This window comes from Flavivirga abyssicola, assembly GCF_030540775.2.
Lineage (GTDB): Bacteria > Bacteroidota > Bacteroidia > Flavobacteriales > Flavobacteriaceae > Flavivirga > Flavivirga abyssicola.
In genome coordinates, this window is the sequence record NZ_CP141266.1 from 3,942,745 (window position 1) to 3,959,733 (window position 16,989).

16 protein-coding genes are annotated in these 16,989 nt (G+C 31.8%); 12 read left to right on the forward strand and 4 right to left on the reverse strand.

Going from position 1 to position 16,989, the window contains the following annotated elements; genetic code table 11:
* The first annotated feature begins 129 nt into the window (after nt 1-129).
* Nucleotides 130-834, forward strand: coding sequence for a DUF547 domain-containing protein (locus Q4Q34_RS16440; protein WP_303319161.1), 705 nt, complete (start codon nt 130-132; stop codon nt 832-834).
* A 69-nt stretch (nt 835-903) separates the two neighbouring features.
* Here the strand turns inward: Q4Q34_RS16440 and Q4Q34_RS16445 are convergent, their stop codons facing one another.
* Nucleotides 904-1,284 (reverse strand): LysM peptidoglycan-binding domain-containing protein, encoded by a 381-nt coding sequence (locus Q4Q34_RS16445; RefSeq protein WP_303319160.1) that lies wholly within the window; start codon nt 1,282-1,284, stop codon nt 904-906.
* Between the two features lie 296 nt (nt 1,285-1,580).
* Here Q4Q34_RS16445 and rpsA point away from each other — a divergent pair, with 296 nt between their 5' ends.
* The 8 genes from rpsA to Q4Q34_RS16485 all read left to right on the forward strand — a co-directional run bounded on the left by rpsA (nt 1,581) and on the right by Q4Q34_RS16485 (nt 10,645).
* Nucleotides 1,581-3,413, forward strand: a complete 1,833-nt coding sequence (rpsA, locus tag Q4Q34_RS16450) for a 30S ribosomal protein S1 (protein WP_303319159.1) — start codon at nt 1,581-1,583, stop codon at nt 3,411-3,413.
* A 385-nt stretch (nt 3,414-3,798) separates the two neighbouring features.
* Complete coding sequence (locus tag Q4Q34_RS16455; RefSeq protein ID WP_303319158.1) at nt 3,799-4,644, forward strand: hypothetical protein; 846 nt, start codon at nt 3,799-3,801, stop codon at nt 4,642-4,644.
* Between the two features lie 374 nt (nt 4,645-5,018).
* Nucleotides 5,019-7,184 carry a M14 family zinc carboxypeptidase gene (locus tag Q4Q34_RS16460; protein WP_303319157.1) on the forward strand — a complete coding sequence of 722 codons (2,166 nt, stop codon included), beginning with the start codon at nt 5,019-5,021 and terminating at the stop codon, nt 7,182-7,184.
* Nucleotides 7,185-7,346: 162 nt separating this feature from the next.
* Nucleotides 7,347-7,886 (forward strand): bifunctional pyr operon transcriptional regulator/uracil phosphoribosyltransferase PyrR, encoded by a 540-nt coding sequence (gene pyrR / locus Q4Q34_RS16465; protein ID WP_303319156.1) that lies wholly within the window; start codon nt 7,347-7,349, stop codon nt 7,884-7,886.
* Between the two features lie 114 nt (nt 7,887-8,000).
* Nucleotides 8,001-8,930 (forward strand): aspartate carbamoyltransferase catalytic subunit, encoded by a 930-nt coding sequence (locus Q4Q34_RS16470; protein ID WP_303319155.1) that lies wholly within the window; start codon nt 8,001-8,003, stop codon nt 8,928-8,930.
* A 3-nt stretch (nt 8,931-8,933) separates the two neighbouring features.
* Nucleotides 8,934-9,266 carry a ribonuclease Z gene (locus tag Q4Q34_RS16475; protein WP_303319154.1) on the forward strand — a complete coding sequence of 111 codons (333 nt, stop codon included), beginning with the start codon at nt 8,934-8,936 and terminating at the stop codon, nt 9,264-9,266.
* Nucleotide 9,267: 1 nt separating this feature from the next.
* Nucleotides 9,268-9,738 (forward strand): DUF3291 domain-containing protein, encoded by a 471-nt coding sequence (locus Q4Q34_RS16480; RefSeq protein ID WP_303319153.1) that lies wholly within the window; start codon nt 9,268-9,270, stop codon nt 9,736-9,738.
* 1 nt (nt 9,739) lies between these two features.
* The gene (locus Q4Q34_RS16485) at nt 9,740-10,645 is read left to right on the forward strand and encodes a ribonuclease Z (protein WP_303319152.1); all 906 of its coding nucleotides are present in this window, start codon (nt 9,740-9,742) and stop codon (nt 10,643-10,645) included.
* Between the two features lie 55 nt (nt 10,646-10,700).
* On the opposite strand, the gene Q4Q34_RS16490 is transcribed toward Q4Q34_RS16485, so the two are convergent.
* Nucleotides 10,701-11,111 carry a hypothetical protein gene (locus tag Q4Q34_RS16490; protein ID WP_303319151.1) on the reverse strand — a complete coding sequence of 137 codons (411 nt, stop codon included), beginning with the start codon at nt 11,109-11,111 and terminating at the stop codon, nt 10,701-10,703.
* 412 nt (nt 11,112-11,523) lie between these two features.
* Between Q4Q34_RS16490 and Q4Q34_RS16495 the strand changes: the two genes are divergently transcribed.
* Nucleotides 11,524-12,711, forward strand: a complete 1,188-nt coding sequence (locus tag Q4Q34_RS16495; RefSeq protein WP_330444553.1) for an IS4 family transposase — start codon at nt 11,524-11,526, stop codon at nt 12,709-12,711.
* A 104-nt stretch (nt 12,712-12,815) separates the two neighbouring features.
* On the opposite strand, the gene Q4Q34_RS16500 is transcribed toward Q4Q34_RS16495, so the two are convergent.
* Nucleotides 12,816-13,235 carry a hypothetical protein gene (locus tag Q4Q34_RS16500; protein ID WP_303317519.1) on the reverse strand — a complete coding sequence of 140 codons (420 nt, stop codon included), beginning with the start codon at nt 13,233-13,235 and terminating at the stop codon, nt 12,816-12,818.
* A gap of 95 nt (nt 13,236-13,330) precedes the next feature.
* Here Q4Q34_RS16500 and pdxH point away from each other — a divergent pair, with 95 nt between their 5' ends.
* Together pdxH and Q4Q34_RS16510 are read left to right on the forward strand one after the other, a co-directional pair.
* Entirely contained in the window at nt 13,331-13,978 is a 648-nt protein-coding gene (gene pdxH / locus Q4Q34_RS16505) for a pyridoxamine 5'-phosphate oxidase (protein ID WP_303317520.1), read from the forward strand.
* Nucleotides 13,979-14,142: 164 nt separating this feature from the next.
* Complete coding sequence (locus tag Q4Q34_RS16510; RefSeq protein ID WP_303317521.1) at nt 14,143-14,640, forward strand: CAP domain-containing protein; 498 nt, start codon at nt 14,143-14,145, stop codon at nt 14,638-14,640.
* Between the two features lie 363 nt (nt 14,641-15,003).
* Here Q4Q34_RS16510 and Q4Q34_RS16515 read toward each other — a convergent pair whose 3' ends face one another.
* Nucleotides 15,004-16,926: an OmpA family protein gene (locus Q4Q34_RS16515; RefSeq protein WP_303317522.1), complete on the reverse strand. Its 1,923-nt coding sequence runs from the start codon at nt 16,924-16,926 to the stop codon at nt 15,004-15,006.
* Between the last annotated feature and the right edge of the window lie 63 nt (nt 16,927-16,989).

Sequence of the window (16,989 nt, forward strand, 5' to 3'; positions counted from 1 at the left end):
CAATTTCACTATTTTTTTTAAGATTTGACAAAAAATATTTTAGATATAAATCAATTATTGCAATAAAGGTGTGTTAGTTTTTGATAAAAAGGCGACTCATTGTTTCGTATTAATCAATAATTATTTATAATGAAAAGTATTTTGCCCCTATTACTATTTGTTTGTTTAAACGGATTTGCACAAACAATCGATTTAACTGAGTATAATGAGTTTTTAAAAGACCATGTCTCTTCTAAAGGCGTTGTAAATTTTGACAAAGTTTTAAAAAATATAGATGAGTTAAATAAAATTACTCGTAGTTTTTCAAAAATATCTCCAAATAGTAGTTGGAGTAAAAGTGAAAAAAAGGCGTATTGGATAAATTTTTATAATGCTAATATTATAAAACTGTTAGTAGAACATTACCCAATTAAAAGTATCAATTATGTACAAAATGCTTTTAGCATAAAGGTGATTGATTATGCAGGAGGAAAGATATCTCTAGATGATGTAGAACATGAAATTTTACGAAAACTAGAAGATCCGAGAATACATTTTGCTCTTTATTCTACTGCCATGTCGTCTCCTATATTGAAAAGAACAGCCTATGAAAGTGAGTCTGTGGAACATGATTTAGGATTAGCAACTAGTCATTTTTTAAATGATCCAACAAAGAATAAAATAGGACCAAGTGTAAGTAAGTTGTCCAAAACCTTTCAATGGTATAAGGATGATTTTGCTAGTTTAGCTGATATGATAAATTTTATTAATAAGCATTCTGGAGGTGCTAAAATTAATGCAAAAACTAAAATAGTGTACATGGATTACAATTGGAATTTGCATCGAAAAATATAAGACAAGTAAAAAAGACTATTTAGATATCTAAATAGTCTTTTTTGTTTCTAATTATAAGTTATTTTGAATTTACAAATTAGGAATAATTAATTCTTGATCAGGATGTATTAAATCCGGGTTTTTTAAAATATCAGAATTTGCTTTAAAAATATCTTGGTATTTTGATGCTTTACCATAATATTGTACAGCTATTTTTCCTAAAGTTTCTCCACTTTTAACTGTGTGTCTGTGAAAAACACTTTCATCGGCAACTTTTATATCAGCTACAATATCTGTTGGGCTTTCGCCTCCAATTTCTTTTATTTTATCCCAAATAAGGTTTTTTTCATAAGGAGTATTCGCAGTTCCCCAAACCTTTAAAATGCCATTTTCCTCTTTTACATCACCGTTTTGAATGTTTAAAGATTCTCCCAAATCTAATACTGATTGGTATTTTGCTCTCATAGTCATAAGTGTTAATTTTAATAATTTATTCTGTTTACAATATAATAAATTTCTTATGTAAAATTTATTTATTTAAAGATTAAGTTTTTATTCTATGTATTTTGACACAAAAAAATATAAAAGTCACATTCAAAGTTTGTTTATCAAAATTAGGCTGATTTACTGAAAATATGTATTTTTGCACTCCTTTTAGCAAATCATCGGAGAGATAAAAGGGATTGACTTAATAAATTAAAATAACACTTCTGTGTGTTAATTGCATAAATCTTCCGAAGCATACAGAATACAAATTTAATCAGCACATGGCTGAAAAAGCAAAACAAGCTGAAGTTGAAGCAACAGAAGCTCCAACAAAAGAAGCTCCAGTAGTCTCTGAAGCTCAAGCAAATCCAGAAAAATTCTTAAAAGAGTTCAATTGGCACAATTACCAAGAAGGTATTGATGAGGTTGATGATAAGCAACTTAAGGAATTTGAAAAATTAGTAGCAGAAAATTTCGTTGACACACTTAATGATGAGGTTGTTGAAGGTACAGTAGTTCACATTTCTGATAGAGATGCAATTATTGATATCAATGCAAAATCTGAAGGTGTTATTTCTTTAAACGAATTCCGCTACAATCCTAACTTAGCAGTTGGTGATAAAGTAGAAGTATTAATTGATGTTCGTGAAGATGCAACGGGACAATTAGTATTATCTCACAGAAAAGCTCGTGTCATTAAAGCCTGGGATCGCGTTAATGCGGCTCATGATACTGGTGAAATCGTTAATGGTTTTGTTAAATGCAGAACTAAAGGTGGTATGATTGTAGATGTTTTTGGAATTGAAGCATTCTTACCTGGTTCTCAAATTGATGTTAAACCAATTAGAGATTACGATCAGTATGTAAATAAAACTATGGAATTTAAAGTTGTTAAAATCAACCACGAATTCAAAAACGTAGTAGTATCTCACAAAGCTCTAATTGAAGCTGATATTGAAATACAGAAAAAAGAAATCATTGGTCAATTAGAAAAAGGTCAAGTATTAGAAGGTGTTGTTAAAAACATTACATCTTATGGTGTATTTATTGACCTTGGAGGCGTTGATGGTTTAGTTCATATCACAGATTTATCTTGGTCTAGAATTAACCATCCAAATGAAATTGTAGAATTAGATCAAAAACTTAATGTTGTAATCCTTGATTTTGATGAAAACAAATCAAGAATCCAATTAGGATTAAAACAATTAAGCAAACACCCATGGGAAGCACTTGCAGAAGAGGTGAAGGTTGGTGATAAAGTAAAAGGTAAAGTAGTTGTTATTGCAGATTACGGTGCATTTATTGAAGTAGCTGATGGTGTAGAAGGATTAATTCACGTATCTGAAATGTCATGGTCTACACATTTACGTTCAGCTCAAGATTTCGTTTCTGTAGGAGATGAGGTTGAAGCCGTTATCTTAACGCTTGATAGAGAAGATCGTAAAATGTCTCTTGGTATTAAGCAATTAACTCCAGACCCATGGACAGATATTACTGGTAAATACCCATTAGCTTCTAAGCATACAGGTGTTGTACGTAACTTTACAAACTTTGGTGTATTTGTTGAACTAGAAGAAGGTATTGACGGATTAATTTATATCTCAGATTTATCTTGGACTAAGAAAATCAAGCACCCATCTGAGTTCTGTGCAGTAGGAGATAAGTTAGAAGTTATTGTATTGGAGTTAGATGTTGAAGGACGTAAATTAAGTTTAGGTCACAAACAAACAACTGATAATCCTTGGGATAAATATGAAACAGAATTCGCTTTAGAAACTGTACATAATGCCGCTATTGCTGAAATAGTTGATAAAGGAGCAACCGTTGAGTTTAACGAAGATATCGTTGCTTTTGTACCTTCTCGTCATCTTGAAAAAGAAGACGGAAGTAAACTTAAGAAAGGTGAAACTGCAGAATTCAAAATCATTGAATTTAATAAAGAGTTTAAACGTGTTGTAGCGTCTCATACAGCTGTATTTAAAGCAGAAGAGGTTGCTAACGTTAAAGCAGCAGTTAAGAAAGCAGCTAGTGCAGCAGCAGAAGCTAAACCAACTTTAGGTGATGCTAATGATGCTTTACAAGCTCTTAAAGATAAAATGGACGGGAAAGCATAGACTTCCTGAAATATATTATATGAGTCGTCCAAATAGGTTGACAAATCAATTAAACCGGAGAATTTAGTTTTTCTGGTTTTTTGTTTTATAAGAGTTAGGTGTTTTCATATTAATACTCAAATACTGCCTTTTGTTATTATAAATTCTATTTTCCTATTAACTTGTATTATACAACCCTTTTTTGATGATAATTAAATTCTGTTCTGAAATTTTTATTTCTATGCTCTATATTTTTTTTGAAAAATAACTGTATAAAAACTACTAAGATGCTGTTGTTTTACATGTGCTTAAGAAATAAAACTATTTTATTTTTTAATTTATTAAGAATTTACGGTAAGTAATTAATGAATATTCCGACTTCTTTTTAAACCTTAAAATAAAAATCATGATGAAAATTAGAATTTTACTTACTGCTGTCCTCTTCTTTACTTTTAATTCTTTAATCTTTGCTCAAGGACCTCGATCTGCCGCTTCTAAACTAATACTCAGATTCGATGATGCTCCACAGGATATTACTTGGGAATTAAGAAACCCTAGTGGTACTTTAGTGCAATCAGGAGGACCTTACGATGATCAATTTGCTAATAAAGTTGTTAGTTTTGAGTTTACTACTTTATTTGGCACTAGCCCTTTAACATTAACCATTAAAGATTCTGCTGGTAATGGACTTCAAGGTAATGGTGCTTGGGCTATAAATACTGAGCGTTTAGCCCGTATAGAGGCCAGAAATGTTACAAATGCTGTAGGAAACCGAATTGCTAATGGCAATAGTAACTTTGGCTCTGAAACTACAATTACATTTGATCCTACAACTAGAACTAGTGATTTGGGTGAACTGGGAGCTTTGAGCTATAGAGATATTGATTTAATACAAGTATCTACTGGTGGTTTTTATCGTATTTTCGGGAGAAGATTTAGACCAATTAATATAACGATATCTTTCCCAGATGATAACACTCCGGATGATATAGAATCTGTTATAGATCTAACTGTTACATCTACATTTACTGGTAGAGCTACAGCAATCATTACAAGTCAAATATCTGATACAGCTACTATTGAAATAAGAGATAATAATGGAGCCCTTGTTACAACAGAAACCGTAAGAATACGTGAAGGAAGATTTGGTACTAGAGTTCGTTTTAGAGATTTAAGAAGCGGTTTAAATATTATACGTTTACAAACAAATAACACCACAGGTATCATAACAAAATCCTTTATTGTTAGATAATATTACTTCAAATGTAAACTTTAAATAAATTATTTGAAGCCTTCAAGAAATTGAAGGCTTTTTTGTTTTCATATCTCCTCTGAAAAAAGTTTCTTACTATGAATTTTTATTACTTTTTTGAAAATGTTTTTTAGAGAAACCTATCGTGAGCGTATTTGAAACTATATGCTTCTTACAGAAATTATATTTTATTGTTTTACTTTCAATATTAAAAGTAAATCATTTGAAGAAAATTCTATATAAAGCTGTGTACAAAAGTTTTTGTATCTTGACAGAAAGATAATATAGTTTGTAATTATAAAGAAAGTAAGGATGATGGTATATAAACTAATCTGAATAAGAATTGATGTAAAGAAACTTAAATAAACCAAACAATGTACTTTTCTGTAGAAGAAATAGAAGTAGCTTTGCAAACTGCATCTACTAACTTTTCATTCATTCAAAGATTTGAGCTGCCTTATTTAACCTACCAAAACAGAACTACCCATGCTGTTAAAATAGCAAGCACTACAGAGGCGGGTAGAATAGGTGTTTATTTTGTAGCTGGCATTCATGGAAATGAGTGGGTGCCACCTGAGGCTTTAATTAATTTTATAGAAGTTGTGGCTGTGGCTTATCAAAGCAATAATGGGGTGACAATAGGAGGACAAACTTTTACTGCCGCTCAAATTCAATCCATAGTTTCTAATTTAGATATTTTTGTTTTTCCCCTGGTCAATCCAGACGGAAGAGAAAGGAGTCAAACAAGTCCTATAGGTACAGATTGGAGAAAAAACAGAAATTTTTCCGATGGACAAGGAGGTGTGGACATAAATCGAAATTTTGATTATTTATGGGATTTTCCTCTGTATTTTTCACCAGACGTGTTAGGGGATGATCCATTAATGTCACCAGAACGACCAATTGCTAACAGTAAAGATAAAGAAAGCTCGGTATATATAGGCAGTGGAGCAGCATCTGAAGCTGAAACTAAAAATGTAGTACATATTGTTGATGCAAATCCTAATATTCGCTTTTTTATAGACATACATGCTTCTGGCGAAAAAATATTTATAAATTGGGGTAATGATGAAGTTCAAACTTCAGATGTAAACATGAATTTTAGAAATACGGATTTTCATGGACAACACGGTGTACAAGGAGATGCCTATAAAGAATATGTAAATCCTGCTGATAACACGCTTAGAATCTCAATGGCAAATGCTATGAGTAATGCCATTCAAAATGCTCACGGAAACACATATGATATTCAAGTCCCTTTTGAGGGAATAACTGTAGCGGGAGCTTCGGCCGATTACATGAACAGTCGAAGTTATGTAGACGCTAATTTGCAAAAGGTACATGGTTTTGGTATGGAATGCGGGAGTGGTGGTACGCAACCAGATCTTATTAAGCGAGTAGAGATAATAGAAGAAGTAACTGCAGGTTTAATTCAGTTTTGTATTGAAGCTACAAATTTACCTTCGGACATATATATAAGAGATAATTTGCAAGATTCTGGAGAAGAACCATTAGTTGGTGGAGGGATTTCAAGAAGCCCAGATATTAATCATTTTCGTCAAGAACTTTTAAATCCTCAGGATTTTTTGGGGACTCCTATTGCAAAGCATCAGGGAGACTTATTTGAAACTGTTGAAATTGGGCAAACTAATTATATATATGTAAGATTACAAAATAGGGGTTATCGTGTTGATGATGCCGAAATTGATATTTATTGGATGTTGCCTTCTACATTACCTTCTCCGGCCTCATGGAATCTTATAGGAACTATTGTTACCGAAAATATTTTACCAGGATCTTTTAAAATAGCTGGTCCTTTGGAGTGGAATAGTATTCCGGATAAAGGGCATTATTGCTTTGTAGCTGTCATTGGTACACCAACGGATCCTAAACCTGATATAAATTCCATAACAACTATTGATGATTTTTATAACCTTGTTAGACAAAATAGTAATATAACATGGAAAAATTTTGATGTTGATGATATGTTTGCAGGGGGAATGGCTACTATGAGTTTTCAAATTCAGGGTTGGAGTAGATTAGCACTTAATAGTGATCTCGACGTTGACTTATCTGAATTACCTGAAGGTACAGAGGCAGAGCTTAAAATATTAAAAAGGATTACTGAAAATGCTGTATTGGAAAACCTTAGCATTAAAAAAGTTTCTAAGCTTTATAATTATTATTTAGTCACCCCATCAATGGTTTCTAAAATTTCAGGATTAAAACTAAATAGCAGTGAGAATGTTAAAGCGGTTTTAACTATTACCTTGCCTGAGAATATAGCTGATGGTGTGTATGACGTTGCTTTTATTCAAAGCTTTAATGGTAAAGAAATGGGAAGAGTTACCAGGCGTTTAAATGTTGGAAAGTTTCCATTTGTGGCAAATAGAAATTCTAAAGAGGTACATAGGAAGAATTGTCCATGGATTCCTAAAATGAATTCTCTAAATAAAATTCCATATGGAGAATTAGAGTTAGCAATAAAGCATGGTTATGATGGTTGTCATACCTGTCTTACAGAATTCGACCATGGTTAATTTAATAATTTTATTAAGAAACTTATAAACCACATTAATTAGGACGCTGCAATTTGTAGTTTGGCTTCATAGGGTTATTTCCAGATAAAGATTGATCGATATGGTTTCTACTTCTAAAATTTTGCATTATCTTTGTGCTCCAAACACGTTTGGATAGTAAATATGAGTCAAAAAGTTTTACTTAACGCAAAAGAGGTAAACATCATTCTTCATCGATTGGCTTGTCAACTTATTGAAAAACACACTGATTTTTCTAATACCGTTTTAATTGGTTTACAACCTCGAGGAGTCTTTTTAGCAGATAGATTAGCAAAAATATTAGAAGAAGATTATAAAGTTAAAAACATTCAATTAGGGCACCTAGATATTACATTCTACAGAGATGATTTTCGTAGAGGTGAAAAAACACTTGAAGCTAACACCACAAAACTTAATTTTTTAGTAGAGGACAAGAATATAGTCTTTATTGATGATGTTTTATATACTGGACGAAGTATTAGAGCTGCCTTAACTGCTATTCAGTCTTTTGGAAGGCCAAACGAAATAGAATTATTAACGCTAATAGATAGACGTTTCAGCAGGCATTTGCCAATACAACCAGATTATAGGGGTAGGCAAGTGGATGTTATAAATAACGAAAAAGTGAAAGTAAACTGGGAAGAACATGATAATGAAGATTCCGTTTATTTAATAGAGAAATAATTAGTTTTGCTAGAGGCTAGAGGCTAGAATGAAGAAGTTTAGACTGTCAGGTTGAGCGTGGTCGAGACCAAATTAAAAATAACTGGCAATTAATTGCCACAGAATACAAAAAGCATGAGTGAATTAAGTGTCAATCACTTATTAGGAATAAAATATCTTAAAGAAGAAGATATCCAACTTATTTTTGAAACTGCCGATCATTTTAAAGAAGTCATTAATAGACCTATTAAAAAAGTACCTTCACTTAGAGATATTACTATTGCCAACCTTTTTTTTGAAAATTCAACAAGAACAAAATTATCATTTGAATTAGCTGAAAAAAGACTATCTGCAGATGTTATTAATTTTTCATCAGGACAATCTTCAGTAAAGAAGGGGGAAACCTTAATAGATACTGTTAATAATATCTTATCTATGAAAGTTGATATGGTTGTGATGAGGCATCCTAATCCGGGAGCAGGTGTCTTTTTGTCAAAACATATAAATGCAAGTATTATTAATGCAGGAGATGGTGCTCATGAACATCCAACACAAGCACTTTTAGATTCATACTCCATAAGAGAGAAGTTAGGAGATGTAAATGGAAAGAAAGTTGTTATAGTAGGAGATATTCTTCATAGTCGTGTAGCACTTTCAAACATATTTGCACTACAACTTCAAGGGGCGCAAGTAATGGTTTGCGGGCCTAAAACATTATTGCCAAAGTATATTGATAAGCTTGAAGTAAAAGTTGAAACAAATCTACGTAAAGCATTAAATTGGTGTGATGTAGCAAATATGTTACGTGTGCAAAATGAACGCATGGATATTAGCTATTTTCCATCAACCAGAGAATACACCCAACAGTTTGGTGTAAATAAAGAATTGTTAGATTCATTAGATAAAGAAATTACGATCATGCATCCAGGCCCTATTAACAGGGGTGTGGAAATTACCAGCGATGTTGCCGATTCAAAACAGTCCATTATTCTTGATCAAGTTCAAAATGGTGTAGCTATAAGAATGGCAGCTATATATTTACTAGCGTCCAAAATAAAACAGTAGATTATGATTTTAGACCAAAACGGTAACACTTCTATAATCACGCAAGAAAAAGCTACGATTATAGAATTAGTTAAGAAATTACAGGCTTTATACCCAAAATTTAAAAACAATAATATTATTGTAGTTTTAACCACCTTAAATGAATTAGGGTTGCAAGATATTGTTGAGTTTCTTGAAGTATCAAATATGCACCGTGCATCAAAGCAATCCTTTGTAATTGTTTCAAATAATATCAATTTAGAAAATATTCCAGACGAAATTATTGTAGTGCCAACTATTCAAGAGGCTTATGATATTATAGAGATGGAAGAAATGGAACGTGATTTAGGATTTTAATATGAGTGAACTACATCTTGCCCAAGTAAATGTTGCAAAGCGATTAGCCCCGATGGACGACCCTATTATGCAAGGTTTTGTAAACAACTTGGATAGAATTAATGCTTTGGCAGACGAAAGTGAGGGTTTTGTTTGGCGTTTAAAAGATGAGGACAAGGATTTAGGCGCTCAAATTTTCCAAGACGATAAATTACTTATTAATATGTCTGTATGGGAAAATTTAGAAGCGCTATTTAATTATACCTATAAATCGGGCCATATAGAAGTTTTTAAGCGTAAAAAAGAATGGTTTGGTAAAATGAAAATGATGCACATGGCATTCTGGTATGTTCCTAAAGGTTACGAACCCACATTTCAAGATGCTAAAAATAGATTAGATTACTTAAATAAGCATGGTGATACGCCTTATGCTTTTAGTTTTAAAAGCAAATTCACAGTATCAGAGTCATTAAATTACAAACCTATTTTGTAATATGAAGCTCACTATTTTAGGCTGTTATAGCGCTACCCCAAGAACACTAAACAATACCACATCCCAAGTATTAGAGATTAACAACCATATGTTTTTAATAGATTGTGGAGAAGGTACTCAAGTACAGCTTCGTAAGCACAAAATAAAGTTTAATCGTATTAAGCACATATTTATATCACATTTACATGGGGATCATTTTTTTGGTTTAGTTGGTTTAATATCTACCTTTAGATTACTTACCAGAGAAGCAGATTTACATATTTATGGGCCAAAAGGAATTAAAGAAGTTGTTACTTTACAAATGAAGTTAGCCGATTCCTGGACTAATTATAATCTTATCTTTCATGAACTAACTTCAAATAAGTCAGAATTGATCTTTGAAGACGAAAAGGTTCTGGTACATACAGTTCCTCTAAATCATCGGGTTTACACCAATGGATTTTTATTTCAAGAAAAAGAAGGGGATCGTAAGTTAAAAATTGAAGCAGTAGAGGCCGCTAATATCAATGTTGCTTATTATAGAAAACTAACCCAGGGTTTTGATGTTGTAAACGAAAACGGGGAAACTATAAAAAATGAATCTGTTACAAAAGCTGGTTTAAAACCAAAAAGCTATGCGTTTTGTAGTGATACTATGTATAAAGAAGATATAGTCCCTATTATAAAAAATGTAGATGTACTGTATCATGAATCTACCTTTTTAGAAAAACATGCCCATTTAGGGCCTAAAACAAAGCACTCTACTGCAAAAGAAGCAGCTACAATAGCCAAATTAGCTAATGCAGGTACATTATTGCTTGGACATTATTCAACGCGTTACGATGGCTTAAACGCTTTTAAAGAAGAAGCCCAAGAAGTTTTTGATAATGTGGAGTTATGTGAAGATGGAAAAACTTTTGAGTTTTAATCGAAAAGAATTTCCCGAGGCAGAGCCTCTGGGATAGTTTGTTTCAAGAAATTCTTTATTTTATTCCTTCCAATTTCAGAACCCATTCTATAGCTTCATCTAAAGATAAACAAGTTTGAATTTTAACTTTTGAAAACATCTTTTCTAAAGAAGTGTTTATGTACATCATGTCATTATAAAATACAATGGCACTCTTCTTTATAATATTATATGGCTCAATTTTTATCCAATTATGTGGATCAATAGAATACGAATTAACTCTATTAGAGATATAGTCCAGCTTGGCATCTTTACCATAAAACTCTATAATTTCTTTAAATACTAATTCAAGTTTACATGAATCAAAGTGTATACCGGTATGCAATTCTGCTATTATAAATTTTTCACAGAAATAAAAAATACCAAAAGGCATTTCTAGTTTATAATAGCTTAAACTATTACTGTAGGTCGAATTTTCAAATTTCATAAGGGGCTATTTATGACGGTACGAATTTACAACGTTTAATGAAATTTACGCCTACTAAACCATAAATTTTTGCTATTATTTATTCCATTGTAGGAGAGATAAATAACTTATTTGAACTGTGCATTAAATGAATTATAAGTACTATTTGAAGGTGCTTTAATGTATTTCAAGAGGTTAGATATGTACAAAGAAATAGTTAAAGGTTTTTTATGTGCAAAATTTATGAATTTTATTGAAAATTAGGAAAACTTCCACCTTTGTTGGAAGTCCGCCCCATTGGTTTTACCGTTTTTATAATTTTGTTTTGATTATGGGTTTTGCAAAGACCTGTCAGGTTTTCAAAACATAAGTGTTCGGAAGAGCAAAGTTCATTGACATATTTTCATACATTAGTTTCTTAAATCAAGGTTACATGAGAAAAAAAGTTAGTGTTCACAGTTTATTAAAACTAATAGGCAATGATTTTTTAACGTCTTTGGCCTTGGAGACGGGTACAAACTATAAATCAAAAAAGTTACAAGGCGAAGTTGTTTTCAAATTATTGCTGATGTCCCTTTTAGACGATAAAAAGATCAGTTTGCGTCTCATGGAGAAAACATTTTCCAACAACCTATTCAAGCTTTATTCTGGAATAGAAAAAGGTCAGACCATTAGGCACAGTAGCTTGTCAGAGCGTATTTCCGTTATAAACTCAGAGTATTTCGAAAGGATACATGCCCATGTTTATGAGCTTTCCGAACAATACTTTGATACAGAACAGGAGCCCTACAATATTCGCCAATTTGATTCAACAAGCCTGTCCCTTTCTGCCAAACTATTAAAAAAAGGGATGGTCAACGGGCTGAAGAACAAGAAAGGTGAGCATGGCAAGAAACAGATAAAATTCACTGTTGGCCTGACCAACAACCTGCCGAGCAATATTCGTTTTTATAACGAACAGAAGCACTTAGCAGAAGACCTGACCTTACGTGAAGCGATTCTTAATGCCAATATCAAGGGTACAGAGGTAGTCGTTTTTGATAGAGGTTTAAAGAAAAGAACAACGTTTCAAGAATTCAACCAGTTGGACATCTTCTTTGTCACAAGAATAAACCCGACAAAGAGTATAAAGGTCATTGAGCAAAATAGGTTGGGAAACAGTATTGAGACCGATACTCTAAATATCTTTAGTGATGAGAGGGTATACTTGTACCATCAGAACAAATCACTTTTAAAGAAACCCTTCAGGCTTATAAGGTCACATTCAAAGCAGACAAGGGAAGAGTTACTGTTCCTGACTAATATAGAAGATTTAAATGCGGATGATGTTACCGAGATTTATAAAAGACGTTGGGACATTGAAGTGTTCTTTAAGTTCATAAAGCAGCACTTGCATTTTAAGCATCTTGTCAACCAAAGTGAAAACGGAATCAAGGTCATGATGTATATGACCATGATTGTTGGGATACTTTTATTGCTTTACAAAAAACTAAACAATGTAAAGAGTTATAAAATAGCTAAATACGAATTTACCGAGGAACTAAATATGGAAATAATAAGAGAAATAGTAGTGATTTGCGAGGGAGATCCACGCAAATCTGATATATTTGATACCTCTTAAAGCTCTTCCGAACACTTATGTTTTCAAAACCTGACAGGTCTACAATCAAAAATCGTAAAACCTTTTAGGGGCTGACCAAAGCCACCACTTTTAGTGGTGGATATTTACTTTAGCGCATCCAAGTTAAGAATCCATTCTATGGCTTCATCTAAAGATAAACAAGAGTGGATATTAATTTTTGAAAACCTTTTTTCTAAAGTAGCGTTCATATACATCATATCATTATAATACACAATAGTACCACCAACAACCATATTGTTTTTATTGTATTGTTCTGCTTTTGCCCAAACTTGTGGATCGACAGAATATGAATTAATTCTATTAGAGATATAGCCTAGCTTATCATCCTTATCATAAAAACTTAAAATATCTTTAGCAGCTTCTTGAATTTTAGGCCAGTCAAGATGAATACCGGCATTTAATTCTGATATAAAAAATTTTTCACATAAAAAATAATTACCATAAGACATTTCTAATTTATAGTAGTTAATTGTTTTGCTTAAGTGAGAGTTTTCAAATTTCATAAAGCTATTGATTGGTAGAGGGTTCATGCTAATTTACAATGTTTCGAGAAATTTTAATGTTCAAGAGAGCATTATTTTTTGTTATTTTGTTGTCTATGGAAAAAGATTTAGGAAATTATAGAAAACCTTACGAGAAGTACGAACTACTTTTAAAAGATGTACCAGAAAATCCAATGGAATTATTCCAAAAATGGTTTCATGAGGTAGATAAATTTTTTATTGAAAATGAAACTAATGCCATGACTATTTCTACCATTGGCTTAGATGGTTTTCCTAAGAATAGAATTGTATTATTAAAACGCTACACATATGAAGGCTTTATTTTTTATACCAATTATGATAGCGAAAAAGGAAAAGCAATAGCTCAAAATCCAAATGTGTGTTTGTCCTTTTTTTGGCATGGTGCAGAACGTCAAATTATCATTAAAGGACAAGCTGAAAAGATTGCAGAGAATTTAAGTGATGGCTATTTTGAATCTAGACCCAGGGGAAGTCAGTTGGGCGCTTTAGTTTCGAATCAAAGTCAAATTATAGAAAGTAGAGATGCTCTTGAAAAAAAACTTTCAGAATTAGAGAATGAGTTTGAAGGAAAAGAAATACCAAGACCAGCTAATTGGGGTGGGTATATTGTTAAGCCTGTGGAAATTGAATTTTGGCAAGGTCGACCTAATAGATTACACGATAGGGTAAGATTTAGACTTCAAAATGATTACAATTGGAAAATTGACCGATTATCTCCTTGAATTAGCTATTAAACTTATAATATTTTTACTACAAATTGTATTTCAACGATTAAAAGCAATATAATACGACAAAATACATGTTTTTAATCGATTTTAACATTTTATTAACATTTACTTCAGGGTAGGCTGCTAATTTTACAGAACCTAATCTAAATTACCTACTTATGAAGTCATTAATTAAACTACCTTTATTGGTATTGTTTGCTGTGTTGACATTTTCTTCTTGTTCAACAGACAGCATTGATGACAAGGCAGATGCTATTGAATTAAGCCTTGTTGAACAAGAAGCAAAAGACATTGAAATAGAAATACTTAAGCGTATTAACGATTATAGAATATCATTGGGTTTAAATGCCTTAAATGATATGTCTGTTGTTAAATCTGTAGCATTTAGCCATACAGACTATATGGTAGATAAAAATGAAGTATCACACGATAATTTTTTTACTCGCAGTAATTATTTAAAATCGAATGCTGGTGCTGAGAAAGTATCTGAAAATGTTGCTTATGGATATAGTTCTGCAGAAACTGTTGTTAAAGCTTGGATTAAAAGTGAAGGACACAGAGGAACCATTGAAGGCGATTTTACAAACTTTGATATTTCAGCAGAGAAAAATGAAAATGGAAGATGGTATTTTACAAACATCTTTATTAAAAAATAAGATTGCTTTTCTTATGGATAAGCAATGAAAATATAACCTATTTAATGCACTAATTTTTAGCAAAATATACATGATTTAATCATTATATAGAATTAAATTGGTTATTATTGATAACTTAATTGTTATTGAATTTAGCTTTAGGTAAAAAATCCTCTCATTTTATGGGGGGATTTTTGTTTACTGCGTAATTAAGTGATTCTTTTATTGATCTTAATTTAACAAGGGTCAGGGCTTGCTTAATGGTCATTACTTAACGAGTACCTTAATCCCCTTTTTTAAATCTTATATACAGGTAAACTAAAAAACCATCAAAAAAGTAAATGATTCTTGATGGTTTTTAACTCTTATTGAATTTAGCTTAAATTATTCCATTTTTACAACAATAAACTGTGTACGTCTATTTTCTTGATGTTGTTCCTCTGTACAATTAATAGTACCATCACAATCGTTTGCTAACTTTTGCTTGCCGTAACCTTTATGTTCGGTAATTCTGGCTGGATCTACTCCTTTTTCTACTAAGTATTTGTACGTGGCATTTGCTCTATCTAGAGATAGTTTATTGTTATATTCTGATGACCCTCTGGAATCTGTATGGGATTCTATTTTAATTACCATGCTAGGATAAATATTCATCATTAAATTAACTATTCTATCTAATTCTACAGTACCATCTCGTCTAATATCAAACTTATTAAAGTCAAAGTAAATAGGGTAGAGCTCTGTAATTGGAGTCACCTTTTTTACAATGTGATTTAGATTAAAGTCTGCAGTAATGCTTGTCACTTTATTTTCAACGCCTTTAGAGGTAACATTCCTAGTATCTTCAATATAATCCTCTTTTTTAATGTTTACAATATAGTCAGCGTCTCTATCTATGTTTATTTCATAGTGTCCATCTTCATCTGTTTCCAAATGAGCTATTTGTTTATTATCACTATCAAGTAGTGTAACAATAGCATTAGGTACTGGTTTATTTGTTGTTATATCAGTTATGGTTCCTTCAATTTTTAGTTGAGGGATTCTGTCATATGCATAAATATCATCACCACCAGCTCCACCATTTCTATTAGAAGCAAAATATCCAGATAATCCATCTTCATTCATAAAAAATGAAAAATCATCTTTACTGGAATTTACAGGAACACCAAGATTTAGAACGCTAATAATATTATTATTTTTATCAGAAACGGTTCCAAAGATATCTAAAAGACCTAATCCCGGATGTCCATCTGAAGCAAAGAAAAGAACGCCTTCACTATTAATAAAAGGAAATCTTTCGTTTTTATCGGTATTAACTACGTTTCCTAAATTTTGAGGAGTTCCAAAAGAACCGTCATTATTAATATCTACATGGTAAATATCTGTCCCCCCAAAACCATCGGGCATGTTGGAAGCAAAATACAATTTAGTACCATCACTATTTAGTGCTGGGTGACCATTAGAGAAGTCATTACTGTTAAAAGGAAGTTCTTCAATGTTTGTCCACTCATCTTCAATTAAGGAAGCCTTATAAATCTTAAGATTTGTCATGCCTTCCTTATCTTTTCCTAAAATATTTTTATTATAATTATTTCTTGAAAAATATATGGTTTTGCCGTCTTTTGTTATAGTAATTGGGCCTTCGTGATAAATAGAATTTACATCACCTTTAAGCTTAGATTTGTGATCTACAATGCTATCATTAGCACTTTTATCAGTAACATATATGTCTAAAAAAGGTTCTTCATTCCATCCATATATATGTTTTGTTGAAACTCCAGTATTTCTTGAGGACGCAAAATAAATATTACCATCGTGCTCATAAGCTCCAAAATCGCTATATTTTGAATTAAAATTAACTTCTTTTAAAAAGTATTGTTGTTTCGCACTAAAGATTGAATTGATAAAGTCTGCATCTTTTAAAAATCGCTCTTCATTTATTTCCCCACCAGCTTTTTTAAAGCGTTTCATCCAAACACGAGATTCTTTATATGCTTTTATGCCTCTTAATGCTTGTGCATAATTGTAATAGTATGCTATAGGAACATTAGGCTGTTCTACAGCTTTTTTATAATAAACTACCGCACTGTCTGGATTTCTTAAGAAAGCGTAGCTATCTGCTAATTGCCTGGTTGCATAATCAGCATTATAGTCTTTTTCTATAAGATTATGATAAACTTGAGCAGCATTAACAAACGAAAATTTGTTAAACAGGTTATCTGCTCTTTTTTGTGAACCATATTGCGCAAGTGCCGAAAAACCTGTTAGCAATATAATACTTGTTAAAATGTAATTTTTTAATCTCATGGGGTCATTTAGTTTTAATTAAAAACATATGCTAATAGTGGATAGCTATTGTTTATTTAAACA

Bases quoted from the DNA above. Each gene is read 5' to 3' on its own strand.
- Q4Q34_RS16455 (WP_303319158.1), top strand. From the start codon at position 3,799: ATGATGAAAATTAGAATTTTACTTACTGCTGTCCTCTTCTTTACTTTT.
- Q4Q34_RS16440 (WP_303319161.1), top strand. From the start codon at position 130: ATGAAAAGTATTTTGCCCCTATTACTATTTGTTTGTTTAAACGGATTT.
- Q4Q34_RS16490 (WP_303319151.1), bottom strand. From the start codon at position 11,111: ATGAAATTTGAAAATTCGACCTACAGTAATAGTTTAAGCTATTATAAA.
- pdxH (WP_303317520.1), top strand. From the start codon at position 13,331: ATGGAAAAAGATTTAGGAAATTATAGAAAACCTTACGAGAAGTACGAA.
- rpsA (WP_303319159.1), top strand. From the start codon at position 1,581: ATGGCTGAAAAAGCAAAACAAGCTGAAGTTGAAGCAACAGAAGCTCCA.
- Q4Q34_RS16515 (WP_303317522.1), bottom strand. From the start codon at position 16,926: ATGAGATTAAAAAATTACATTTTAACAAGTATTATATTGCTAACAGGT.
- Q4Q34_RS16460 (WP_303319157.1), top strand. From the start codon at position 5,019: ATGTACTTTTCTGTAGAAGAAATAGAAGTAGCTTTGCAAACTGCATCT.
- Q4Q34_RS16500 (WP_303317519.1), bottom strand. From the start codon at position 13,235: ATGAAATTTGAAAACTCTCACTTAAGCAAAACAATTAACTACTATAAA.
- Q4Q34_RS16485 (WP_303319152.1), top strand. From the start codon at position 9,740: ATGAAGCTCACTATTTTAGGCTGTTATAGCGCTACCCCAAGAACACTA.
- pyrR (WP_303319156.1), top strand. From the start codon at position 7,347: ATGAGTCAAAAAGTTTTACTTAACGCAAAAGAGGTAAACATCATTCTT.
- Q4Q34_RS16470 (WP_303319155.1), top strand. From the start codon at position 8,001: ATGAGTGAATTAAGTGTCAATCACTTATTAGGAATAAAATATCTTAAA.
- Q4Q34_RS16445 (WP_303319160.1), bottom strand. From the start codon at position 1,284: ATGACTATGAGAGCAAAATACCAATCAGTATTAGATTTGGGAGAATCT.
- Q4Q34_RS16495 (WP_330444553.1), top strand. From the start codon at position 11,524: ATGAGAAAAAAAGTTAGTGTTCACAGTTTATTAAAACTAATAGGCAAT.
- Q4Q34_RS16475 (WP_303319154.1), top strand. From the start codon at position 8,934: ATGATTTTAGACCAAAACGGTAACACTTCTATAATCACGCAAGAAAAA.
- Q4Q34_RS16480 (WP_303319153.1), top strand. From the start codon at position 9,268: ATGAGTGAACTACATCTTGCCCAAGTAAATGTTGCAAAGCGATTAGCC.
- Q4Q34_RS16510 (WP_303317521.1), top strand. From the start codon at position 14,143: ATGAAGTCATTAATTAAACTACCTTTATTGGTATTGTTTGCTGTGTTG.